20 protein-coding genes and 1 pseudogene are annotated in these 24,282 nt (G+C 59.9%); 5 read left to right on the top strand and 16 right to left on the bottom strand.

Annotation, left to right across the window (positions count from 1 at the left end):
* Positions 1–84: 84 nt before the first annotated feature.
* Both groL and groES read right to left on the bottom strand, forming a co-directional pair.
* On the bottom strand, positions 85–1,725 hold the full coding sequence (groL, locus tag OKW28_RS37490; protein WP_018419577.1) for a chaperonin GroEL: 1,641 nt from the start codon (positions 1,723–1,725) through the stop codon (positions 85–87).
* Between the two features lie 53 nt (positions 1,726–1,778).
* Positions 1,779–2,069 carry a co-chaperone GroES gene (groES, locus tag OKW28_RS37495; RefSeq protein WP_008923887.1) on the bottom strand — a complete coding sequence of 97 codons (291 nt, stop codon included), beginning with the start codon at positions 2,067–2,069 and terminating at the stop codon, positions 1,779–1,781.
* 628 nt (positions 2,070–2,697) lie between these two features.
* On the opposite strand from groES, the gene OKW28_RS37500 reads away from it, so the two are divergent.
* The 4 genes and pseudogenes from OKW28_RS37500 to OKW28_RS37515 all read left to right on the top strand — a co-directional run bounded on the left by OKW28_RS37500 (position 2,698) and on the right by OKW28_RS37515 (position 5,648).
* Complete coding sequence (locus OKW28_RS37500) at positions 2,698–4,128, top strand: IS1182 family transposase (RefSeq protein ID WP_429449375.1); 1,431 nt, start codon at positions 2,698–2,700, stop codon at positions 4,126–4,128.
* 263 nt (positions 4,129–4,391) lie between these two features.
* Positions 4,392–4,954 (top strand): annotated as a pseudogene (locus OKW28_RS37505) (RNA polymerase sigma factor).
* Positions 4,955–4,966: 12 nt separating this feature from the next.
* Positions 4,967–5,281 carry a hypothetical protein gene (locus tag OKW28_RS37510; protein ID WP_429452928.1) on the top strand — a complete coding sequence of 105 codons (315 nt, stop codon included), beginning with the start codon at positions 4,967–4,969 and terminating at the stop codon, positions 5,279–5,281.
* Positions 5,282–5,387: 106 nt separating this feature from the next.
* A complete protein-coding gene (locus OKW28_RS37515) occupies positions 5,388–5,648 on the top strand; it encodes a 4Fe-4S binding protein (protein ID WP_429454589.1) in 261 nt (86 codons plus the stop codon).
* A 55-nt stretch (positions 5,649–5,703) separates the two neighbouring features.
* Here the strand turns inward: OKW28_RS37515 and OKW28_RS37520 are convergent, their stop codons facing one another.
* Together OKW28_RS37520 and OKW28_RS37525 are read right to left on the bottom strand one after the other, a co-directional pair.
* Positions 5,704–6,450: a response regulator gene (locus OKW28_RS37520; protein ID WP_429452930.1), complete on the bottom strand. Its 747-nt coding sequence runs from the start codon at positions 6,448–6,450 to the stop codon at positions 5,704–5,706.
* Between the two features lie 88 nt (positions 6,451–6,538).
* Entirely contained in the window at positions 6,539–6,718 is a 180-nt protein-coding gene (locus tag OKW28_RS37525; RefSeq protein ID WP_429452932.1) for a hypothetical protein, read from the bottom strand.
* A 493-nt stretch (positions 6,719–7,211) separates the two neighbouring features.
* Here OKW28_RS37525 and OKW28_RS37530 point away from each other — a divergent pair, with 493 nt between their 5' ends.
* Entirely contained in the window at positions 7,212–7,958 is a 747-nt protein-coding gene (locus OKW28_RS37530) for a response regulator (protein WP_429452934.1), read from the top strand.
* A gap of 870 nt (positions 7,959–8,828) precedes the next feature.
* Here OKW28_RS37530 and OKW28_RS37535 read toward each other — a convergent pair.
* From OKW28_RS37535 to OKW28_RS37590, 12 genes are all read right to left on the bottom strand, one after another.
* Positions 8,829–9,080, bottom strand: a complete 252-nt coding sequence (locus tag OKW28_RS37535; RefSeq protein ID WP_128595501.1) for an EF-hand domain-containing protein — start codon at positions 9,078–9,080, stop codon at positions 8,829–8,831.
* 120 nt (positions 9,081–9,200) lie between these two features.
* The gene (locus OKW28_RS37540) at positions 9,201–9,755 is read right to left on the bottom strand and encodes a glycine zipper domain-containing protein (RefSeq protein WP_429452936.1); all 555 of its coding nucleotides are present in this window, start codon (positions 9,753–9,755) and stop codon (positions 9,201–9,203) included.
* Between the two features lie 39 nt (positions 9,756–9,794).
* A complete protein-coding gene (locus tag OKW28_RS37545; RefSeq protein WP_429452938.1) occupies positions 9,795–10,595 on the bottom strand; it encodes a MipA/OmpV family protein in 801 nt (266 codons plus the stop codon).
* A gap of 2 nt (positions 10,596–10,597) precedes the next feature.
* On the bottom strand, positions 10,598–10,738 hold the full coding sequence (locus OKW28_RS37550; protein ID WP_429292674.1) for a hypothetical protein: 141 nt from the start codon (positions 10,736–10,738) through the stop codon (positions 10,598–10,600).
* A gap of 264 nt (positions 10,739–11,002) precedes the next feature.
* The gene (locus OKW28_RS37555) at positions 11,003–12,436 is read right to left on the bottom strand and encodes an efflux transporter outer membrane subunit (RefSeq protein ID WP_429452940.1); all 1,434 of its coding nucleotides are present in this window, start codon (positions 12,434–12,436) and stop codon (positions 11,003–11,005) included.
* Positions 12,433–15,585 (bottom strand): efflux RND transporter permease subunit, encoded by a 3,153-nt coding sequence (locus tag OKW28_RS37560; RefSeq protein ID WP_429452942.1) that lies wholly within the window; start codon positions 15,583–15,585, stop codon positions 12,433–12,435. The genes OKW28_RS37555 and OKW28_RS37560 overlap by 4 nt, the downstream gene beginning before the upstream one ends.
* Complete coding sequence (locus tag OKW28_RS37565; protein WP_429452944.1) at positions 15,582–18,656, bottom strand: efflux RND transporter permease subunit; 3,075 nt, start codon at positions 18,654–18,656, stop codon at positions 15,582–15,584. Before OKW28_RS37565 ends, OKW28_RS37560 begins: the two co-directional genes overlap by 4 nt.
* A 13-nt stretch (positions 18,657–18,669) precedes the next feature.
* On the bottom strand, positions 18,670–19,668 hold the full coding sequence (locus OKW28_RS37570) for an efflux RND transporter periplasmic adaptor subunit (protein ID WP_429452946.1): 999 nt from the start codon (positions 19,666–19,668) through the stop codon (positions 18,670–18,672).
* A 265-nt stretch (positions 19,669–19,933) separates the two neighbouring features.
* The gene (locus tag OKW28_RS37575; RefSeq protein ID WP_429452948.1) at positions 19,934–21,220 is read right to left on the bottom strand and encodes an ATP-binding protein; all 1,287 of its coding nucleotides are present in this window, start codon (positions 21,218–21,220) and stop codon (positions 19,934–19,936) included.
* A 490-nt stretch (positions 21,221–21,710) separates the two neighbouring features.
* A complete protein-coding gene (locus OKW28_RS37580; RefSeq protein WP_429452950.1) occupies positions 21,711–22,058 on the bottom strand; it encodes a hypothetical protein in 348 nt (115 codons plus the stop codon).
* A gap of 603 nt (positions 22,059–22,661) precedes the next feature.
* Entirely contained in the window at positions 22,662–23,372 is a 711-nt protein-coding gene (locus OKW28_RS37585; RefSeq protein WP_429452952.1) for an FkbM family methyltransferase, read from the bottom strand.
* Positions 23,373–23,785: 413 nt separating this feature from the next.
* Positions 23,786–24,175 (bottom strand): hypothetical protein, encoded by a 390-nt coding sequence (locus tag OKW28_RS37590; protein ID WP_429452954.1) that lies wholly within the window; start codon positions 24,173–24,175, stop codon positions 23,786–23,788.
* Positions 24,176–24,282: the final 107 nt, after the last annotated feature.

Raw genomic sequence — 24,282 nt, forward strand, 5'->3', positions numbered from 1 at the left:
ACTTGGACTTCCAGCCGGGCCTCGTCCGTGATCCAGACGCGCGGCAGTTCAACCACGCGGCCGGACCACGAGACCCGAGCGGAATTACATGTCCATGCCCATGCCGCCCATGCCGCCGGGCATGCCGCCAGGCATCGGAGCATCTTCCTTCGGCAGTTCGCAGACAGCTGCGTCGGTCGTCAGCAGCAGGCCAGCAACCGAAGCTGCGTTTTGCAGCGCCGTGCGCGTCACCTTCGTCGGGTCCACGACACCTGCGTCGACCAGGTCGACGTACTCGCCGGTCGCTGCGTTGTAGCCGTAGTTGCCCTTGCCAGCAGCAACCGCTGCCACGACGACGCTCGCTTCTTCGCCACCGTTGGCGACGATCTGGCGCAGCGGCTCTTCCATGGCGCGCAGAACGATCTTGATACCTGCGTCCTGATCGGCGTTAGCGCCCTTCAGGCCAGCGATTGCCGTACGTGCACGGATCAGCGCGACGCCGCCGCCAGCCACGATGCCTTCTTCCACAGCTGCGCGCGTTGCGTGCAGTGCGTCTTCGACACGTGCCTTCTTTTCCTTCATTTCGACTTCGGTCGCAGCACCGACCTTGATCACCGCAACACCGCCTGCCAGCTTGGCAACGCGTTCTTGCAGCTTTTCACGGTCGTAGTCCGAGGTCGCTTCTTCGATCTGCGTGCGCACTTGCTTGACGCGAGCTTCGATGTTCGCTGCTTCGCCAGCGCCGTCGATGATCGTGGTGTTTTCCTTGCCCACTTCGATGCGCTTCGCCTGGCCCAGTTCAGCCAGCGTTGCCTTCTCGAGCGTGAGGCCGGTTTCTTCAGCGATGACCTGACCGCCGGTCAGGATCGCGATGTCTTCCAGCATCGCCTTACGACGATCGCCGAAGCCCGGAGCCTTGACGGCAACGGTCTTCAGGATGCCGCGGATGTTGTTGACGACCAGCGTTGCGAGCGCTTCGCCTTCGACGTCTTCAGCGATGATCAGCAGCGGACGGCCAGCCTTCGCGACTTGCTCGAGCACCGGCAGCAGATCACGGATGTTCGACACCTTCTTGTCGTGCAGCAGCACGAACGGGTTCTCGAGCACGGCGACTTGCTTGTCCGGGTTGTTGATGAAATACGGCGACAGGTAGCCGCGGTCGAATTGCATACCTTCGACGACGTCCAGCTCGTCTTGCAGCGACTTGCCGTCTTCGACGGTGATCACGCCTTCCTTGCCGACCTTGTCCATTGCTTCAGCGATGCGCTCGCCGATCGACGAATCGCTGTTCGCCGAGATCGCGCCAACCTGGGCGATTTCCTTGTTGGTCGTGCACGGCTTGCTGATCTTGCGCAGTTCTTCGATTGCAGCTGCAACAGCCTTGTCGATACCGCGCTTCAGGTCCATCGGGTTCATGCCCGATGCGACGTACTTCATGCCTTCGCGGACGATCGATTGCGCGAGAACCGTAGCGGTCGTCGTGCCGTCGCCTGCGTTGTCGCTGGTCTTGGAAGCGACTTCCTTGACCATTTGCGCGCCCATGTTCTGGAGCTTGTCTTTCAGTTCGATCTCTTTCGCGACCGACACACCGTCCTTGGTGACCGTCGGGCCGCCGAAGCTGCGCTCGAGAACCACGTTGCGGCCCTTCGGACCCAGCGTGACCTTCACGGCGTTGGCGAGAATATTCACGCCTTCGACCATCTTGGCACGGGCGGAATCACCGAATACGACGTCTTTAGCTGCCATCTTCTAACTCCTTGAATACTTTGGATATAACCGGTGAAGTAGCGACCTTGCGCTTACTTCTGCACCACGGCCATGATGTCTTCTTCGCGCATCACGAGCAGTTCGTTGCCGTCGACCTTGACGGTCTGGCCTGCGTACTTGCCGAACAGGACGCGGTCGCCTACCTTCACGTCGAGCGCAATGGCTGCGCCCTTGTCGTCGCGCTTGCCCGGGCCGACTGCGAGGATTTCACCTTGATCCGGCTTTTCCGCTGCGGCTTCGGGGATCACGATGCCCGACGCGGTCTTGGTTTCCTGATCCAGACGCTTGACGATCACGCGATCATGCAAAGGACGAAGGTTCATACATACTCCTCTCTGATTGAGACTGAAGAACGCTGAGAAAAACCCGGCTGGCCGAGCCAACCGGAGATGTTGTTAGCACTCTCGTGCAGCGAGTGCTAATTATATGGACGGGCAGTGACAAATTCAAGAAGGGGGAACGCGGTCGAAGTTCACTGATGTCGAGATTCATTCAACCTGGAACTTTGTTCACTAAGTTGGAACTCCCGAGCACGCAAAAAAAACCGGCGCATCGCACCGTTTTCCCCAACAAAAACAGTCATCTACCCAATCCCCACCTAGCAAACCAACTGCGCTACCTCATACGCTGGAGACACCTGCGACGCAGATTTCAACGCGGCGCGGCGCCTGCCGCGCGTCGTCGCCCAGGGAAATCCCCGAACTGAGGAACGGGATAGCCCCGCCGACCATTCCACGGGCCTCCAGCGTGGCGCTCAAGGGGATCCGCTCGCTCACTGGAAGCACAGCACAGAGAAGATCTGTCTCGACCAAGCGTGCCTGGCGTGTCACAGGTCGACCCCGCTCCGGATGGAGTACGGCCGACCGCCTCGGGCAGCAGTCGGCCCAGACTGTGTCAAAACGCCATTTTGACAGGTTAAAATGGCTCATCCGATAGCGGAGGATGGGCGAGATGAAGCGGTTCGTTCAAGGCGACAGTCGTACACAAAGCTTTCTCCTCCCTGAAGCACTTGACGACTACGTGACGGACACCAATCCCGTGCGTGTAGTCGATGTTTTTGTAGATGAGCTTGATCTTCAGAAGCTTGGGTTTGAAGGTGTTGAGCCAGCGCTGACAGGGCGGCCTTCGTATCATCCGGAGGTGATGCTCAAGATCTACATCTACGGTTACCTGAACCGTATTCAATCCAGCCGTCGCCTTGAACGCGAGGCTCAGCGCAACGTCGAACTGATGTGGCTCACGGGCCGCTTGGCGCCGGACTTCAAGACCATTGCTCGGTTCCGTAAAGACAACGGCAAAGCAATCCGCAGCGTCTGTCGTCAGTTCGTCATGCTATGCCAGCGTCTGGACCTTTTCGCTGAAGCGTTCGTTGCGATCGACGGCAGCAAGTTCAAGGCGGTGAACCATCGTGATCGCAACTTCACAAGCGCCAAGCTCGAACGACGCATGCGCGACATCGAGTCAAGTATCGCTCGCTATCTCGAGGCGATGGACACAGCCGATCGTCAGGAGCCTGCAATCGCGAAGGCCAGAACAGAGCGACTGCAAGACAAGATCGCGGCCTTGAAGGAACAGATGCGAAGCCTCAAGGAAATCGAGGTTAAGCTGAACGAAGCACCGGACCGACAGGTGTCGCTCACGGATCCCGATGCCCGTTCGATGAAGACACGAGGAACGGGAGTCGTCGGCTACAACGTCCAGACGGCGGTTGACACGAAGCACCATCTGATCGTCGCGCACGTCGTTACGAATGATGGCATTGATCGTGATCAGTTGACGTCGATGGCGAAGCTGGCGCGTGATGAGATGGCCGTCGACAAGCTCACCGCAGTTGCGGATCGCGGCTACTACAAGAGCGAGGAGATACTCGCATGTCATGAGGCTGGAATAAGCGTGCTCGTTCCCAAACCGGTGACATCGAGCGCAACGGCTAATGGCCGCTTCGGCAAGGATGACTTCATTTACAACGCACAGACGGACGAATATCGGTGCCCGGCGGGCCAGCGGCTCATCTGGCGATTCTCAACTGTTGAGCGCGGTCTGAAGATCAGTAAATACTGGAGTTCAAATTGCCAGCAATGCTCACTAAAGGGGGATTGCACGCCGGGTCCTCAACGTCGCGTGACACGCTGGGAGCACGAGGCTGTTCTCGATGAGATGCAGGCGCGACTTGATCATGCGCCTGAGATGATGTGCATCCGGCGACAGACTGTCGAGCACCCGTTCGGCACGATCAAGGCATGGATGGGCGCCACTCATTTCCTGACACGGACCATCGAGCGGGTGAGTACGGAGATGAGCTTGCACGTGCTGGCGTACAACATGAAGCGAGTGATCAAGCTACTCGGTTCAGAAGCGGTTATGAAGGCGATGCGGGCGTGATGCCCGTACGGGGTTGTTGAGCCTTTGCGATATGTTCGGTTGTGGTTTGCGTTCAGATTGCCGCAAACGACAAGCCGCGACATGCGCCGGAACAGGTTTCGTCAATTCCCAGTGGCCACGCGTTTTGACACAGTCTGGGCCATGAAGCGTCGTTCGCCTTCGCCGACGAGCGGACGTTCATCCGTGCCTTGCTCACGGCTGGCGACGACACAGGTTTTTTCTGTCGATCACAATATCCGTGGTTGTGAATCGTCTTCAGCCGTATGGAACCGCCACCCACCACGAGTCCAATGAACGAACGCGATACCGCCATCACTGCAACCGTCTTGCGTGAGCGTATGAGACTCGGGAATTTCATCCGGCGTCGCGTACTTGATCCGAGTGAGGCGGAGGACATCTTGCAGGATGTGCTTTACGAGTTCGTCCGAGCCTATTGAACAGGTTAGCGCGTGGTTGTTTCGCGTGGCGCGAAGCCGCATCATCGACCGCTTTCGCAAGAAGAAGGAGCAACCGCTAGTCGAAACGGTCGACGAGACCGACGACTCCGGCGACGAGTATCGGCTCGATCTCCTGCTGCCTGCAAACGATGCCGGACTGGAATCCGCTTATGCAAGGTCGGTGTTATTGGAGGAATTGCAACGCGCGCTTGACGGATTGCCAAAAATCAGCGTGAGATTTTCATCGCTCACGAACTCGAGGGGCGCAGCTTTAAAGATTTGTCGTCCGAGAGCGGGTGAGCGTGAATACGCTGCTAGCGCGCAAGCGTTATGCGGTGCTACATCTGCGAACCCGCTTGCGAGCCGTGTATGACGAACTGGATATTTGAAGGTGAGAGCAAATGGGTTTCGCATTTAAATTCTTCAGGAAAGCGTTGTTGGTTCTTTTGGGCATTACGGTGCTGGGATGGATGGTGATGGCATTGTGGAATTGGGTTATCCCGGCACTGTTCGTTGGCGGCCGCCCGATTGACTACACGCACGCCATGGGTCTGTTGATCCTGAGTCGTATCCTGTTTGGTGGATTTCGAGGTCATGGCGGTTGGGGCGGACGCCGGCATTGGCGTTGGTGGGAACAGATGACACCTGAAGAGCGTGAAAAATTTCAGAAAGGCATGTTTTCCGTTCGCGACAAGCACCCAGGAGACTGCACATGAGCGACGCGTCGAAATCCACTTGCAAGAAAGCCCCAGGTGTCATTGCCCCCGTGGTCAATTTAAAACGGTGCGAGGGTAAAGCCGATTGTGCCGTCGTGTGCCCTGAATCCGTTTTCGAAGTCCGCCGGATCGATACAGCAGACTATCAGCGGCTAGGGACACTGCAGAAACTCAAGCTGCGCGTGCATGGAATGAACTTTACGCCGATGCGTGCCGGGCGTGTGGCTTATGCGTGACGGCATGTCCCGAACGCGCCATCACATGGCCAGGCTCGAATGACCCAGGTTCAGTTCATATTGAGTTGCGGGAGTTCCAGCGCAAGAGACCCGATGAACGCTGTGACCGAGGCCTTGCTCGCGGTGTATAAGGAAAGCAGAGGAAGCGGCTTGAATGTCACACTCGAGCGTCCAACAGGTAACGCTTTAGTTTGGGGTTGCAACGAGCATGTAGCCGAGGCCCCACACTGTGCGGATATGTCGCGGCGAGGTTGCCTCTGTCTCAATCACCTGTCGTAAGCGAAGAACTTGCACGTCAACGCTGCGGGCGCTCGCCTCATATTGCGACCCGCGCGCGCGCTCGATCAGATTTGCGCGGCTCACAGGACGGTTTGGCGTCTCCGCAAGCGCACACAGGAGACGCATTTCAGCTGGGCCGAGTTCAACGACGCCTGCTTCGTCCGACATCAATTCTCTACGCCGAACGTCCAGCCTGAAGGCGCCGAACCGCAAGCATTGCGACTCGCCTGCGAGCAGCATCTCGCCCCGCACGTTTTGCAGGCGCACCTGAAACTGCTGCCGACGTAACATCGCCCGAACCCGCGCTATCAGCTCGCTTGGCAGAAACGGTTTCGCGAGATAGTCGTCGGCGCCAATCTCCAAACCTACGACCTTGTCCACGGGATCGCCACGCGCTGTTAGCATGAGGATGGGGATTGTCTCTCTCCGAGCACGCAACCGACGGCAGATGGACAGGCCGTCTTCGCCTGGCATCATGATATCGAGAATCAACAGGTCGAACGGGTAGCGCTCGATCAAGACGTCCAACTCAATGCCTGTCTTCACCGCGCGCACCGAGAAACCTTGTGCCGTCAGAAAGCGTTGCAGCATATTGCGGATTTCAACATCATCGTCAAGCACGACGATGCGACCGGTTGGCAGATCATCTGACATATGATTAAGCAGACACCTCTAATAAAGCCTGTCTTTTAGTTCCTGTTTCCGATGCTACGCGCCGAACCGCTTAGCTTTGCTGCAGCCGTCACGTGCCTCGGTGGTCGGCGACAATCGCGTCGAAGCGAGCTGCGCCCGGCGGCTTGCCCGCCTGGTTGCGCCTGCGCTGCTTACCAATCCGCTTGATGTCTGCGGCGATACGTTTCACCTCCGACAGTGCCAGTGCGGCACGCAGTTCCGTAGCGATGTCCAATACCTTCTTTATCAAGAAAACCGACCTGCAACTCGCTCACGCCTAACGCCTTCGCGTGCATCTGCATGCCACAAGAAGTTCCGTATGGTTCGACGAACGGAATATACAAGGATCTCCGCACTGGATGTGTTGGAAAGGTATGTCAAAAGATGTCATCGGATTGTGCTTGTCACAGCACCGACTGGCAAAAGTCGACGACCGTCCGGCGCCACTCGTACGTACCGGGCATGCCATCCTGGCTGCTCATATTACATCTGTCGATCGTGGTCAGCCAGGAAACACGTGCACCCGTGCGTTTGCGGACAGAAAAAAATAGGCGCGGCACCGCTCTGGGGAGCGGAACGAGCCCCTCGATGACATTTCCTGACATCATTTGCTAACACCTGACGTTATGAAATTCGCCTACATTTCTTTGATCGATCGTCTGCTGCAACTTCTGCGGTGCGGCTCACATTGCTGTTAGTCGCGGCCCCGGTCATCACTCGTTTGTGAGCGTTATTTTCTTCCTATGTCAGCTCAGATTCTTCTAATCGACGACGACGCCGAATTGTGCGATGCGACTCGCCGCTACCTGGTAAGGTGGGGTTTCGACGTGTCAGTGCTACATGACGCGCGTTCGCTCGAACACCGGCTCAAACACGAACGCCCCGACCTGATAGTGCTCGATCTTATGATGCCGGGCGTCGACGGCTTGACGGCACTACGTAGGTTGCGCGCATCAGGCGACGACATTCCAGTCTTGATGCTCACCGCCCGCGCCAACGAAGAGGACCGCATCGCTGGCCTTGAATTGGGTGCCGATGACTATCTCCGCAAACCGTTTAACCCGCGCGAGCTGGTAGCACGGATTCAGTCAGTGCTGCGGCGCCAGCGCGCCGTACCCGATGCCGGCATTCCCCAACGACGGCAACCTTACACATTCGGCGCGTTCACGCTGGACTTTCAGTCGCGCACTCTGAATACGGGAGAGACGTCTCTTACCTTATCTGCCAGCGAGTTTGCGCTGCTGCAGATTTTCGTTAATTCTCCCATGTGCACACTCACCCGCCGGCGTCTGCTCAAGTCACTTCACGGCCCGGACTCCGAGACCGCCGATCGCGGCATCGACGTTCAGGTCTGGCGTCTGCGCCGCATCGTGGAAACTGACCCGTCGACACCCCGATTCATCCAGACCGTTCGCGGCTGCGGATACGTCTTCGTGCCTGACCTCGAAGAGCATGCTGCCGGTACAGCGGCGCACCATTCGCATAACTGAGGTCTCTGGTTGGCCTCATGCTGCTGTTGCGCCTTTCACGGAATATGCGCTGATCGTTTCGAGCGCGACCAGTTACAAAATTGCTATTCGGTCGCAGCGGCCAAGTGGCGAACACCGCGAACGCCACTGCACGTGGTAATTGAACATCCGTCGAGGGTCGGCCAACTGCCTCACCCAGATATAAGCGATTTTTGAGCGGCTGTTGTCTTGGCCGCTATCCGTGAACTGGATGCAGTTGCGCATCGTCCGTGCGGCGAGCTTCGGATAGATGCAAAGTGGCCGCTATGCATCCCGCCCGCGAGGCGGACACGCATAGACTCAGGTCAATAGTACGCGGGAGCGACGATCAGTGGCGGTCGAGGAACTACAACCAATGGCCGGGCCACTATTGGACGACCTACCGGAACGACTACACAGCCGCCAAGCACCACGGCACTCATGCAAAAACCGGCAGCAAGCGCAAAGCGACAAAGAACGCGCGCATTAAGCATTATTTCAACTCCTTTCAAATGAGAATAAGCGACTGGCAGTAGGGATGCGCTCAGGCGTTACCGCGGGGTGCGACGCCCCGCTCGTGTCCCAGACATGTAGTCCGCTTTTTTTTTGGGGGCCAAGATTCGCGGTGGTGGTCTCCCTATCCAGGTCCGCCCTCGACCGGAGCGCCGGGCGCGACGAGCACGCGGGGATTGATTTCGGTGCGCCAGGCGCGCAGAACTTCTAGCTATCGGCTTGCGCATGGCGGGTTGATAGCGTCGGGGGTTGCCGAAGCGCGCAGCAGCCCCATCGTTCGACGTGATGAGGCGACCCGATGGGACATATTCAATACACGGTTAAACCAGCCGAGGGTATTGAAGCTTGCCTTACAAGCGCTTACTGCTGATGCTGCGCGGCGAACTGTTCGATCTGCTCAAGCGTCACGTACCCTTGATGCGTCGTATCGATCTCATCGAAATGGGCTGCGACGCGCGGCATACCTGCCTCCGCCTGTTCTTTCGTGAGCTTACCGTCATGAGTTGCGTTCGCGGCAGTAAAGCGCGCTTCCAACATCTGCTGCATGCTGCTCTGCGCGAACGCAGACGACACAGCGAACATTGCAGCCAGAATAATGAATAAACGTTTCATCAAAGACTCCTTTACGAAAATGAATGACGTGCACGGAATAGCTAAGGGGACAAAGCTCGACCCAAGATTTCCAGCCGGCAGAATTCCAGGTCAGGCCATGGCACGACCATATGAGCGAAATCAGTACGGCGCGTAGTAGTACGGTGGGGGCGCACCATAGATTACGGCGCGGGGCGGCACGGGGCGTACGGGCACGATGATCGCTGCCGGACGAGGTGTTTCGATCGTATCGCCCTTCGCCGTGATGCATTGTGCGTACGCGTTATCGTATTGCTGCTGCGACGACGCTTCGGTCTGATTGTGCTGCGCAGAGCCCATCATGCTGCCGAGCAGCAGTCCGGCACCCGCGCCGATTGCGGCGCCGGCACCAGCGTTGCCCGCCCCGGCGCCGATCAGAGCCCCGGCGGCGGCGCCTCCAGCCGTGCCGACCGCGGTAGCAGCAAGTCCGGAGGTTGCCGCCTGATGCGAGGCCGCCGCCGGATTCACGACCTGAGTCGCGTACGTGCGGCAGCTATAGTCGTCCTGCTGGAACTGATTGAGGGTCTTGCCGTTCGCTGGGACCGCCATGACGGTAGGAGCACTCGGCGGTGTAACCGCACACCCCGCCATGCCCAACCCAACAGCGAGGCTGACAAGCAGTAGCGCGGTACGAGTCGATGTCAGATTCTGGTTCATTGATAATCCTCTCACGATGATGCAGCGCGAAGTAAGTGCTCAGAAGTGGTAAGCAGCGCCCACCGATCCAAATACAGCCGCGCGTCGTTCAACGATCGGACTGTTCGCAGCATCGCCGAGCAAGGAACCGACGCCTAAGGCGCTTTGCAGTGACCACTGCTGGTTCAGCCGATGATCCCAGTCGACCTTGAGGTCGACTCGCGAAAAGCCAGCTGAGGGGTGATACGGCGAGAGGCCGGCCGTGCTGGACGCAGCCTGCTCGCTGTCGATTCCGAACCGCGTCTGCTGCGAAGGTCCGTTGGACCACACGGTGTCGGCGGACACCTTCACCCGGTCAACGGGCTTCTGGACCAGCGCATACGACGCGTTCAGCGTGACACGATTGCCATAGCCGGCATGCGCGGACTGAAGGAAGCGGAGACTCGCGCTCGCTGGACCATAATGCCAGCGCGCGAACGCACCGAAGTCGAAGGACGTTGCGATATCTCCGATGCCGTTGAGCACCGCCGCATCGTCCTGGTTGCGGCCCAGCTGAACGCCGATCAGCGGGCCCACGGCAACACTCGGCCCCAACGGGTAGGCGACGCCGCCCGTGAGCCCCTGCACGAAGATTGCCCCCTTCGACAGCGACAGTATGGGCAACGGCAGCACACGATAGGACTTGCCGCCTTCATAGTGGGGCAATGCGGTCACGTCGATGCCCACGTTGTTGTCCGGCGACGACTGCGCCAACGCCGGTGACTTATGCAGGCACGCGCTGGCGATGACAGCGAGCGCGCCCAGCCACCGTCGTGCGCGGCCTCGCTTGAAAACTGCGGTGACAAAGCGATAGTCAAGCATGTTCAAGCCCATCCATCGATGGTTGTCGGGCGAACCGCAACGCCCACGCTGATATCAATCGCCAGGGACCCAGCAGGCGCCTTGCCGACAGCCATAGAAATTGCCGCACTGGCAGCAGACACGAGAACGATTTGAAATTTCACTGCACACTCTCCATGTGATGGATTCGCCCCACTGGCGAACCCCGCATGACACAGCCGCCAATGTAGAGAACCTGTGCGCTACATGTTGTTAGAAATGTGTTGCATGCCATGTCAAGTCACGTCGCGACGAAGCGATACCGCACCAGTGGACGTAACAGGGCCTTGCACGCAGTTCGAGATGCGGACTTTGAAAAACGGTCGTGGGCGCTACCGGACTCTGGACTGCGCAGATCGGCAGACGACGTTACAACGGCGCGCCCGCCATCATGGGATCGGGGCCTGGCTCTTCGACGACATCCAGCCGCCGCCGAGGTTCTTCACCAGCCCAACGCCGCTTTTCGCCAGTGCCCCCTGCGTGTCGTTCAGGTTCTGTCTGGCCGTCAGTAGCGTCACTTGCTGCGTCAAATCGGACTGCTCGCTCGCGGTTCCGGCCGTCAGTTGCGCGGCGACGCTCTCCAGCAACTGCCGGTTGCGCTGGTAAATGTCGGCAAACGCGTGCTCCTGCTGGCGCAGATGGTTCAGCGACGACAGGCTGTCCTCCACGTTCTGGAACGCCGTGAGCACGGCTTCGCGATAAGATGCGACGTCTTCGTCATAGGTCGCCTGCGCCTTGTGCACGGCGGCCACGCGGGCACCACCGTCAAACAGCGTGGCGGCAAGTGAGGGACCGAGCGACCACATCCGGGTCGGCAATGAGAACAGCGTCGCGAAGGTGTTGTGCTGCACGAGACCCTGTGCCGATAGATCGAGGTCCGGAAAGAATGCGGCCTTCTCTACCCCGATGAGCGCGTTCGCAGCAGCAGCGGTGCGTTCCGCGCTGACCACGTCAGGCCGTCTTTCCAGCAACGCAGACGGCAGCACGGATGGCACCTCGGGCTCGCGAAACACATAGTCGAGGCGCGGTGCAATCGACAACGAAGCCGGCGGCACACCCGTGAGCGCCGCGATTGCGTGCTCGTCCTGCTCGCGCGAGGTCTGTGAAATTTGCAGGTTCGCGACAACCGCCTCCTGCGTGTCCTGCGCATACAGCAGATCGACTTGCGACGCAGTCCCCTGTGCCAGCGCTGCGCGCGTGATCGCGAGAATCCGCCCGTTGACCGCCTCCTGCTGCCGCAACAGGTCGATGTCGATATCAAGCTGGCGGATGTCGAAATAGTCGGTCGCCAGCGTCGCGGCAATCGACAAGCGCTCGCCGGCAAGCGTCGCATCCGCGCTCTGCGCGTTCGCCTTGCCGGACTCGATCTGCCGGCGCACGGCGCCCCACAGATCGACTTCCCAACTCGCGTAGGCCTTCGCGTATTCCGTCGTCGTGCCCGAGTTGTGCGAGGCCGACGCGTCGACACCGAGCGTCGGAAACAGGCTCGCCCGGTCTGCAGCGACGGTGGCCTGCGCGAGCCGATAGGCGGCCGCCGCGCCTGCAATCGACTGATTCGACTGCAGCGCTGCGTCGACGAGCCGGGACAGCTCGGGATCGTCGTACGCGTCCCACCACCGTGTTGAGAGCGATGCCTGCGGGTTGGGCGCCGCAAGTCGCCACTGTGTGCCCGCTTCCTTGAACTGCGTTGGAATCGCTACGGCCGGCTGGTGATAGTCCGGGCCAACTGCGCAGCCCGAAAGCCAAAGCGTGGCGCCGAGCGCACAGGCGCAGCAGCGCATGCCGACCGATACGGCCGACAGGAATCCGATGGGCGATTTCATGCGTGTTTCCTTCGGCGCCGCAACCACTGCGACGCCCGATCGAGCCAGAGATAGATGACAGGGGTGGTATAGAGCGTGATGACCTGGCTGAACACCAGACCGCCGATGATCGAGATGCCAAGCGGCTTGCGGAATTCGGACCCATAGCCCGAGCCCAGCACGAGCGGCAGCGCGCCGAAAATTGCGGCGACCGTCGTCATCATGATCGGACGGAAGCGGATCAGGCCCGCGCGCACGATCGCCTCCTCCGGCGGCAGTGCATGCTGACGCCCTTCGGCAATCGCGAAGTCGATCATCATGATCGCGTTCTTCTTCACGATGCCGATCAGCATCAGCACGCCGATCAACGCGATGATCGACAGCTCCGTGTGAGTGAGCAGCAGCGCGATCAAAGCGCCGACGCCCGCGGAAGGCAGCGTCGAGAGAATCGTCAAAGGATGAACCAGGTTCTCGTACAGCATGCCGAGCACGACGTACACTGACAACAGCGCGGCGAGGATCAGCAGCGGCTCGCTCGCCATCGACTCACGAAACGCTGCTGCCGTGCCGGCGAACGCGCCGGAGATACTCGCCGGCATTCTGAGCGCAGCGACGGCCTGACTGATCTGCTGTGTCACGGGTCCGATCGATGCACCGGGGCGCAGGTTGAACGATACGGTAATGGCGGGGAACGTAGCCTGGTGATTGATCGAAATGGCGCTGGGGTCGGTCGAGAACCGGGCCATCGCGGCGAGCGAGACCAGCGCTGAACCGTTCGCCTGGGCCGCGGCCGACGGCGTGGCGGCGCTTGCGCCGGTTGCCCCGCCGGCGGCGGTCGTTGACGCGCCGCTCGTGGCGAGCGCCGGGCTCGCCGGAACATGGATGTCCTTCAGTACCGAAGGACTTGTCCAGTACTCGGGCGCCACCTCCATCACGACGTGATACTGATTCGCGCTCCCGTAGATGGCCGAGACCTGCCGTTCGCCGAACGCGTCATAAAGCGCCTCGTCGATATCTTTGAAGCTCACGCCCATTCGCGCGGCGGAGTCGCGGTCGACGTCGATGCCGACCTGCATGCTCTTGTCCTGCTGGTCGGTGTTGATGTCGGCAAGCGCCGGCATTTTGTGCATCTGCTCGACTAACTTCGGCACCCATTGATCGAGTGTCGCCTGGTCGTCCGCGGTAAGGGTGTACTGGTACTGCGCGGCGCTCTGTCGGCCACCGGCCGCGAGGTCCTGCAACGACTGCAGATAGAGCTGTGTCCCCGGCATATCGGCAAGCCGTCGGCGCACCTGAGCGATCACCTGATCGGCCGTCGCGCGACGCTCACCCAGGGGCTTGAGCGTGACGAACAGCAGTGCGTTGTTGAGCGCGTTCGCTCCACCCACGAAGCCGCCCACGAACGCGACGTTCGGATTCTCTTGCACCGCCTTGTTGACCATCTGGAACTGATGCTGCATCTCATGCCAGGAGATGCTTTGCGACGCCTGCAGCGTGCCAAGCAGCAGCCCCGTATCTTCCTCCGGGAAGAAGCCTTTCGGAACCACGGTGAACAGCCAGAGGTTCAGCACGAACACCAGCACCGTCACGCCACCCATCGATAGCGGATGCCGGATGACCCAGCGCAACGACGTGCCGTACAGGCGAGAAAATCCGCTCTCGTGATGGTTGTCGCCGTTCCCGGCTTGCTGTCCTCCGCGCAAGAAAATGCTCGTCAGCATCGGCGTGACCGTGAGCGAAATCAGCATCGACATCACGATCGCAACGGAAAGCGACACCGAGAATTCACGCAGCAGCCGGCCCATCAGGCCACCCATGAACAGCAGCGGGACGAATACCGCGATCAGCGAAACGCTGATCGAAAACACCGTGAAGCCCACTTCCTGCGCTCCTGCGAGTGCTGCCTCGATGGGGTTCTTGCCGCGCGCCAGATGCCGCATGATGTTTTCGACGACGACGATTGCATCGTCGACCACGAAACCGGTCGAAATGGTCAAGGCCATCAGCGAGAGGTTGTTCAAGCTGTAGCCAAGGAAATACATGACCCCGAATGTACCCAGCAGCGACAGCGGTACGACGATCGCCGGAATGAGCGTCGCGCGCCAGCTGCGGAAGAACGCGAACGTGACGGCCGTCACGAGCACGATCGATACCAGCAGGGTGATTTCGACGTCGAGCAGCGAGCCGCGAATCGTCTTCGTGCGGTCCACCGAAATCGCCAGCTTGATGGTCGACGGGATCGCCGCTTCGAGCGCCGGCAGTTCGGCCTTCACGTTGTCGACGGCGTCGATCACGTTCGCGCCCGGTTCCTTATAGAGGACCAGCAACACGGCCGGCTTGCCGTTCGACAGGCCGTAGTTCTCAAGCTGCTCGACATCCTGACGTACATAGCCGAGGTCCGACACACGCACGATGTTGCCGTTGTTCTGCCTGACGATCAGCCGTCCGTAGTCGCCGGGCGAATACAGCATGTCGTTCGCGCCGATCGAATAGTTCTGCCCGCTCGCCGACATCGATCCCTTGGGCAAATCGACATTCGCATTCCCGATCGTGCTGCGGATCTGCTCCAGACTGATGCCGTAGTGGCTGACCCGATCTGGATTCAGTTCAACCCGCACCGCCGGCAGCGCGGCGCCCCCCACCACCACGTTGCCCACGCCGGTTGTCTGCATCAGCTTCTGTTGCAGCACCGTCGACGCCGCGTCGTAAAGCTGGGCTGGCGTGGCCGTGTCGGAGGTCAGACTGATCACGAGGATGGGCGAATCCGCGGGATTGTCCTTGCGATACGTCGGGCTGCCGTCCATATTGGGCGACAGGTTGGCTTTCGCCGCGTTGATCGCGGCCCGCACGTCGCGTGCCGCGCCGTCGATATTCCTGCTCAGGTCGAACTGCAACGTGATCTGCGTTTGCCCGCGCGAGCTGACCGACGTCATCTGGGCCAGGCCCGCAATATGGCCGAACTGCCGCTCGAGCGGCGTTGTGACCGAGGTGGCCACCGTCCTCGGATCGGCGCCGGGCAGTTGCCCCTGCACCAGGATCGTAGGAAAGTCGATTTCGGGCAGCGGCGCAACCGGCAGTAGCCTGAATGCCAGGATACCGAACAACGCAAGGGCGACCGCCAGCAACGTCGTCGCGATGGGCCGCCTGACGAATGGGCCAGACAGGTTCATTGCACATACTCCGTTACGATCGGCTCGTCCGCGGCAAAGCGTCTTTCCAGACGATGCATCGCCAGATAGATCACCGGCGTCGAAAACAAGGTCAGCAACTGGCTGACGCACAGGCCGCCGATAATCGCGATGCCAAGTGGATGCCTCAACTCGGAGCCCATGCCGGAGCCGAACGCGAGCGGCAGTGCGCCGAACAGCGACGCCATCGTCGTCATCAGGATGGGACGGAAGCGCTGTTCAGCCGCACGCCGGATCGCATCGTGTGCGGACAGGCCGCGGTTGCGCTGCCCGTCCAGCGCGAAGTCGATCATCATGATCGCGTTTTTCATCACGATGCCGATCAGCAGCACGATACCGATCAGGCCCATGATGTCGAACTGTGTTCCGGTCATCAGTAGCGCCAGCAGTGCGCCAAGCGCCGCCGAAGGGAGCGTGGACAGGATCGTGACCGGATGAATGAAGCTCTCATACAGGATGCCGAGCATCAGATAGACCACGATCACGGCAGCGGCGACCAGGTACCCTTCACTCGCCAGCGACGACTGAAAGGTCGCGGCCGATCCTTCCATCGACACCTGCACGGACTGCGGCAACGCTATCTGTTCCTTGACCCGGTCAATACGGGCGATCGCAGTGCCGAGGCTGTACCCGGAAGCGAGATTGAACGACACGTCCGCATACGGGAACTGGCCCTTACGATCGATCCTCAACGGCGCGGGCATCACCTTCATCGTCGCCATCGACGCGAGCGGCGCGAGGCTGCCCGACGACGTATCGACATAGAGTCCTGAAAGCAGATGCGCAAGGTCGTCGGCGTTGTTTCTCGCGACCAGCACCACGTGATACTGGTTCAGCTGCGTGTAGATCGTCGACACCTGGCGCTGACCAAACGCGTCGTACAGCACGTCGTCGATCGCCTGCGGCGTGATGCCAAGGCGCGACGCGGTATCGCGGTCGAACGTGAGTTGCACCTGATTGCCTGACTGCATCGCCTCGCTCTGCACGTCGGCGAACGCCGGGTCGCCGCGCAACGCGCCTACCAGCACGCCCGTCCAGTGCGTGAGCAGCGCCGGATCGGTCGACTGCACGCCGAGCCGGTAGCTCGTCGTCGAGACGGTGTCGTCGAGCGTCAGATCCTGCACCGGACGCAGAAACAGCCTCACGCCCGCGAGGCCTGCGGTGTCATCGGTCAGGTGGCGGATCACCTCGTCGATGCGCGCTCGCTCGCCCTTGTCCTTCAGATTGATCAACAGCGTGCCCTGATTGATCGTCGGCCTCGTCTGGTCGATGCCGACAAACGACGAGAGACTTGCGACTGCCGGATCGCGTGCGATCCGGTCGACGACCTGCTGCTCTTGGCCGATCATGCGCTGGAACGAAATCGTCGGTGCGGCCTGCACGACACCTTCGATCAGACCTGTGTCCTGCTCGGGAAAGAAGCCCTTTGGCATCAGCATCAGCACGACGAACGTCAGCGTGGCCGTCAACACCACCGATGCGATCGTCAGGTGCCGATGCGATAACACCCAGTCGAGACTGCGTATGTACCTGCTGTTGAGCCGGTCGAAGAAATCGACCCGATGCGAGTGCGGCTGCGCTTTTAACATGCGCGAGCACATCATCGGCGTAAGCGTCAGCGACACGAACGCCGACAGGACGATCGCCACGGACAGCGTCAGCGCGAACTCACGGAACAGGCGTCCAACCACGTCGCCCATGAACAGCAACGGGATCATCACCGCAATCAGGGACACTGACAACGAGACAATTGTGAAGCCAATTTCCTTTGCCCCCTTGATCGCAGCGGCCATGGGGGTGTCCCCAGCCTCGATGTAGCGCGTAACGTTCTCGATCATTACGATCGCGTCGTCAACGACAAAGCCTGTCGCGACGGTCAGCGACATCAACGTCAAGTTATTCAGCGAAAATCCGAGCCCGTACGCGACCGCGAGTGCGCCGGCCAGCGAAAGCGGCACGGTGACTGCGGGAATCACGGTAGCGGGCACATTGCGCAGGAATACGAAGATCACCATCACGACGAGCGCCACGGCAATTGCCAGCTCCGTTTCGACGTCGGCAACCGAGGCGCGGATCGTCTTCGTTCGATCCGTCAGCACCGCGACCTTCACCGATGCGGGCAAGCTCGCCCGCAGTTGCGGCAAAATCTTCTGCAGGCTCTCGACCACATCGATCACGTTGGCGCCTGGCTGCCGCTGAATATTCAGCACGATAGACGGCGTGCTGTTGGTCCACGCCGCCTGTTGCAAATTCTCGGCGCCGTCGATCGATCTGGCGATCTGCGCCAGCCGAACCGGTGCGCCTTGCCGGTACGCGATGATCAGGTCGCGATAGTCCGCCGCCGATTGCAGCTGGTCGTTCGCGCCGATGGAATACGACTGGTATTTTCCGTCGAGACTGCCCTTCGCCTGGTCAACATTGGCATTGCCGAGCGCGGTGCGCACGTCGTCGATCGACATGCCGAGTGCGTTCAGCGCGCCGGTATCGGCCTGCACCCGCACGGCCGGCCGCTGGCCGCCGCTGATTGTGACGAGGCCCACGCCTGAAATCTGCGAGATCTTCTGGGCAAGCCGGGTATCGGCCAGATCCTCGATCTTCGTCAGCGGCAGTACGTCGGATGTCAGCGACAGCGTGAGCACCGGGGCGTCGGCAGGGTTGACCTTGCTGTAGACAGGCGGATACGGAAGATTAGCCGGCAGAAAGCTCGAGGACGCGTTGATCGCGGCCTGCACTTCCTGCTCGGCGACGTCGAGCGAAAACGACAGATCGAACCGCAACGTGATCACCGACGTGCCGCCCGAACTCGTCGAGTTCATCGCCTTCAGCCCCGACATCTGGCCGAGCTGTCTTTCGAGCGGCGAGGTGATCGACGAACTGACCACATCCGGGCTTGCGCCGGGATACTGCGTGTAGACCTGGATCGTCGGATAGTCGATTTCCGGTAGTGCCGAAACAGGCAGCAGGATGTATCCCAGCACCCCGGCCAGAAACAACGCGATCATCAACAGCGCAGTCGCAATCGGTCGCTCGATAAAGATTCGTGAGGCGTTCATCGTCGGCTTCCGGTCAGTGCGCCACGACTTTCACGAGCGAGCCGGTATCAAGCCTGTCGGCACCGTCGGTCGCAACCCGCTCTCCTGCCTTCACACCGCCATCGAGAATCGCCGTGTCGTCGCCTTTTACCGGCCCGGTCTTCACGTTGCGCAACACCACTGCGCCTGCGCCGCCGATCACGAAAACGAAATCGCCGTTCGCGCCATGCTGGATTGCCGTAGTCGGCACAACCGGAATCCGCTGCAGAGCGTCGACCTGCATCCTGACATTGACGAATTCGTTCGGGAACAGCGCGTTGCCGGAATCGGGGAAGACTGCTTTGACGTTGATCGTGCCGGCGCTCGTATTGACGAGGTTGTCGACCGCAAGCAGCGAGCCCTTCGCGAGCAACGATCTCCCGTCGCGGTCATAGGCCAGCACCTGAACCTCCCCGTGCGACATCGCTCGCCGGATCCGTCCCAGGTAGTCTTCCGGCACCGAGTAGATCACGGTCGCCGGCTGCAGCTGCGTGATGACCGCGATACCGGTCGTGCTGGTGCTGCTCACGTAGTTGCCGGGGTCGACCTGGCGCAGACCCACCACGCCGTCCACGGGAGACGTGATGGTGCAATAGCCGACCTGAACCTGCAGATTGTTCACGTTGCCCGTGTCCGCCAGCACGGTGCCTTCGTCCTCCTGGACGGCAGCAACTTGCGTATCGAGCGTCTGCTGCGTAATCGAGCCCGCTTTGATCAGCTGCTGATAACGTTGCAGGTCCAGTTTCGCGTTTGCGAGTACAGCCTGGTCATGGCGCAGCGTACCCTGTGCCTGCAGCAACTGCGCTTCGAGCGCCCGCGAATCGATGCGTGCAATCACCTGTCCTTTCCTGACCGTCTGCCCCTCGCTGAAGTCGACGGAACGCAGTATCCCGTTGACCTGCGTGATGACCGTGACGGTACGTGTCGGTGTCACGGTGCCGAGCGAATCGATGTAGACAGGAACATCGGTAACCGAAGCCGCAACCGCGCTCACGGGGATCGGATCTGGTGCGACAGCCGTCTGACGGTGACCGTGAGCCTGGTGGAACCACCCAATAGCCACGACGGCGGCCATAAATGTACTTAGTACTACAAGGTACTTTGTAAGGTCTTTCATCACACAACCTGAAAAAAATGGCCATCTCATCAAATACTCACGCTGCCCTGCCGGACCTTTGGGCGGGGCTCGAGCATCACATTAAGTCGTAGTCCGTGCGACACCACGAGGACGGCGCAGTCATCGCGCCGACAAGCGCCCGTTAAGGAATGGGAATGTGCACCACGGCCTTGAGTCCGGACGGCGAATTCTGGAAGAGATCGAGCGTGCCGCCATGCTGCTGTGCGACGTGCTCCGCTATCGCGAGACCGAGGCCGCTTCCGCCCTTTCGATCCGCCTCAGAGCCGCGCCTGAATGGTTGCTTTATCAACGACAGAAGCTCTTGAGGCAGGCCCGGTCCCCGATCCTCAACCGCAATCGTGACACTTCGCGCGTCCATGGTAGTCCGGACTGCGAGCCCGACCTGACCGTGCACGACCGCGTTCTGCATCAGGTTCATCAACAGACGCTGCATGCCGACCGGTCGGAACGCAATAGGTGGCAATTCCGCGAGCGACAATTCGAACGTGCGACCGAGACCTGCATAGTCGGCGGCGAGTTGTTCGATCAGCGCGTTCAGATCGCCGTGCGTCGCCGGTTCGCTATCCCACCCACGGGCGAAATCGATAAACTGCTGGACGATCGTGTCGATCTCCTCGACAAAGCGTTCCGCACTGGCGGCCGGTGCCTCGAATGACTCCGGTGCGAAGATGGCCATGCGCAGCTTGGTCAGCGGCGTGCGGATATCGTGCGATATGCCCGCAAGCATTTCGGCGCGCGTCGCTTCGAGATCTTCGAGCGTCGACGCCATCCGGTTGAACGCCTCCGCTACTGTTGCCAGCTCGCGCGGGCCGCTCACGGGAACCGCTTCGGGCCAAACGCCACGCTCGATGGTGCTGGCAGCGCGCGCCAGCCGGCGCAGCGCCTGTTCGACTGGCCTGTGGATCAGATAGGCCCCAAGAGCAGGAAGGGTAGCCGCACTTAACAACAGGCCGATCAGCGCCCAAGGCAGCGTACTGCTCATGGCCGAGGTTCCACGCAACCCCACCCAGTAGTGCATGTCCTGCACATGTAGACGCACCCAGATCCGGTGCCCGTCGCGCTCCCAGCGAAGCTGTTCGTCCGGGGCAAGTTCCGATGCCAGTCGACCGAAGAAGCGGTGCGCCATGTAGTCGGGAGGCAACCCGTCGTGAGCCTGTGGCGGCGGCAGTTCACCCTGGGGCGCTCGATTCATTTCAAGCAGTTGCCGGTTTCGCTCGTCGTCCGGCAGGACTGACAACAGCCGGTCCAGGATCCGGATCTGCGATGCCACGAGCGCTGCCCCATCGTCAACTCTTGGCTTCTGGATAAAGTTCAGATAGACGGCAAAGACCAGGATCTGACTTGTCAGCATCAGTACAATCAACAGCAATACGTTGCGCGCGAAAAGGGAACCCCGCCATACCGACATACCGCTTCCATTCATCTCGCTCTCTCGATGACCTGCTACGCAGGTATACATAAAACAGTCAGATGCCTTTTGCATTCGATTGACCAGTCCCGGGATCGCAGCGGGTCCTCTGCATCCTTGCCCGGGAAAGGCACTCATCCACTTGCGCGGTCGTGCCGTACAGCGCGTCCAAAAAGATGGCGGACGAATTGCCATAGCGTCGTGCGAGCGCCGCCAGGTTCATTAGTGCCGCATACGGCACTGTGCACTGCGATGCCAAGCTATTAAACGATGGTGGATTATCGCTGCGGGGGACAATCGTTTGGGTGCACGTCCGTTCAGGCTCACACACCCTCCAACCGCAAGTGCACCCAGGATGCCCCGCAGCACGAAGTCGGCAAGCCGCAGACCGCGGCGAGCAGCCCTGGCGCCGAAGCGATGTGCGACATGGCTTTGCTGCTTTGATGGACAGGAGTGATGGGTCGCACGAGACGGGTTCGGCGCCGACATTTCACGACCAGTGACCGGCCACCCAGACCCCACCTACCCAGTGACCAGGCATCCAGACGCGACGCGGCATCCTAACTACATACATCACAGGACGACGTGGCATGACGACGACCGCCATTGGAGGTGGGGGCGCTGGCGCAACCGTCACAACCGGTGCGACTGCCGCTGGCACGGCTGCTGCATAACCGTTTTGCACGACCACGGTCGACGGCGCATAGACAGGTGCCGCAGGAACGACCGCGACGGGAGCCGGCACGGCGACACCGACGACCACGCCGGCGAATGCCGAAGCAGTCATGGATGTGAGCACAGCCGCACCCACCAGCATGGCAAACGTTCGAGTTTTCATGAGCATCTTCCTTAACAAGGGCACGACGTGTATCGCGCGCCGAGAAGGGAATGTACAGAAATCGCGACCTCAAATCTGTTGGAAAGGTGTGTCAAAAAATGTCACTTTGGCACCGGCGCGGGAACGACGATGCTTGATTGCTCGTGTAACACTACGACACCTAAGCGCTTCTTCCGACAAAGCCGCGTCTTACCGTGGGCAGGCGTTCAAAGTTGAGTGAATCTCGACAACTGACCCTGAAACGTGATCCGCTCGGGCTTGAACCCGCCCCGTGCGGAACGTCTGCCGTTGGGCATTTTCTCTAAGAAAACAATAATTCACCGACGTGTTGCGTTGAGATTCGGCCCTACGTGAAAGAACAGGCGAGCCATGACGAGGCAGCGACTTGGGAGCGGAGCGCCCACTCGAAACGTCAAACCCAGGGAAATCCCATAAGCGCGGGCCGTTACGATAGTCAGCCTTCAGGCAAGTCGAGGGGGCTCATGAATGTGCTTCACGGCTGAGGCACCAGTCGGTCCAGGTATATCTGGACCGTTGCAGCGGCCATAGTGGGATTGTGAAATTGATAGCAGCTGCAAGGACGATACTTGCAGAACCGTAACGCTATAACTGAGTGCGAAAGATTTGAGATCTTTCCACTCTGAAGATCAGCGACAAATATGTCCAACTGACCAGTCGGTAATTGCGCTCCTCCAGATAGCGAAATATGGCGGAATCTATTACTTCCCTTATCGAAGTCAGCGTAGACTCCACAATAATGATCTTTGGTTTATACCTGCTGATATCAATCGATCGCAAGACTTCGTAATCGTGACCTTCCACGTCGATGGAAAGCAGATCGATTTCCTGACCGGCGTACGGGGTGTGCCCGAGAACGTCGTTCAATGTGGTGGTTTCAACGGTCCGGACGGAGATTGGTTTCTGGACTTCGGCCGCAGCCACTATGGGATCTATGGTCGAAGTCAACCCATAATTTGAAAAATTATAGATTTCCTTGAGCTGTATGTCGTTCGAGACGGCCGCACATACATTGACATCCTCAGACCGCGCAAGAGAAAACGCTTCAATTTTCACTGGATCCATGTCTATGTTGATGCCGCGCCAACCACGCTTGTAAAGCGCATGTGTGTTCGAGAACTTGACAGGGTGGTATGCACCAACGTCGACATAAACACCCTTATTGCACCGGGGACTGATTATCTCGCGCAACACCGCGTCCTCTCCAAACTGCGAGTAGTACAAACGCGGCCCGCGTGTTATCCACGTTTTGCGGACGAGCCAAAGGAAGTGTCCGAACGTCTTCAGGTTCAACATAATCGCTCCCCACTTCGAAACGATAACGGCAAAAGGTCAAACAGCGTTTGACCTGGAAGCTTGCCGAGCAGAAGGTCGGTCCGGCATTACGTTAGCTAATAGTCACATAGCAGGCCTCATTACCGCCGCAAATGTACCGCAGTACGGACCCAAACGATATTCGCGAATTAGTTACATGCTCGGAAAGTCGTTGAGCGTTACATCTACAGACTATTCGACGGTTAGCAGAACATTAAGCGAAAGTCATAATATTGTGTATTTTTGGCCGAAACTGTCGGGTATGCAAAAAGCTTCCGGTTCCAGTCGGTTCGCGTGTGGTCGACTACAGCCGCGGCAGATTCAGACCGGCGAAGCCTTCTGCATGAGGCCACGATCCGCCAGTTTCGGTCGCCCGACAGCGCGCTCGTTTCACTTCACTTCTGCGCAGGCCGGTGCAACGCATTACCCGCCATCCACTTGAGCCGTTCGCAATTGAACTTGATGCGAGCCGCGAATTCCTTCGGATCGCGCTCGTGCAGCGCATTCATTTGGCTATTGGTGCTCTCCGCGCGATGCCAGCCCGTATCCCAGTGCTGATCGAAATCGGTCGCACCGGTCAGGACCTTTCGGAGCCGCTCCTTATAGGCACCGATCCGCTCGGGCGACACGTCGCAAAACGCCTGCGCGAAGCTTGCGCGCTCGCCCGCCGTCTCCGCGCTCATGTTGGCGTCGCTCGCGCCGCTCGCGAGCGGCGCGGCGAGCGACAGCACCGACAGACAGAGCGCTGCGCAAAGCGGCCAATAGCGATACGATAGGTTCTTCATCTTCGACTCCTGACGATCCTTCGTGGCGACCAGGGATTGTCCCGATCTTCAACGCCGCCTCGCCGATTGTGTCCTGATTGCACTGCACGATGGCGTTTTCGCGCGCT

Origin of the sequence: Paraburkholderia sp. 40, assembly GCF_050434105.1 — a bacterium.
Lineage (GTDB): Bacteria > Pseudomonadota > Gammaproteobacteria > Burkholderiales > Burkholderiaceae > Paraburkholderia > Paraburkholderia tuberum.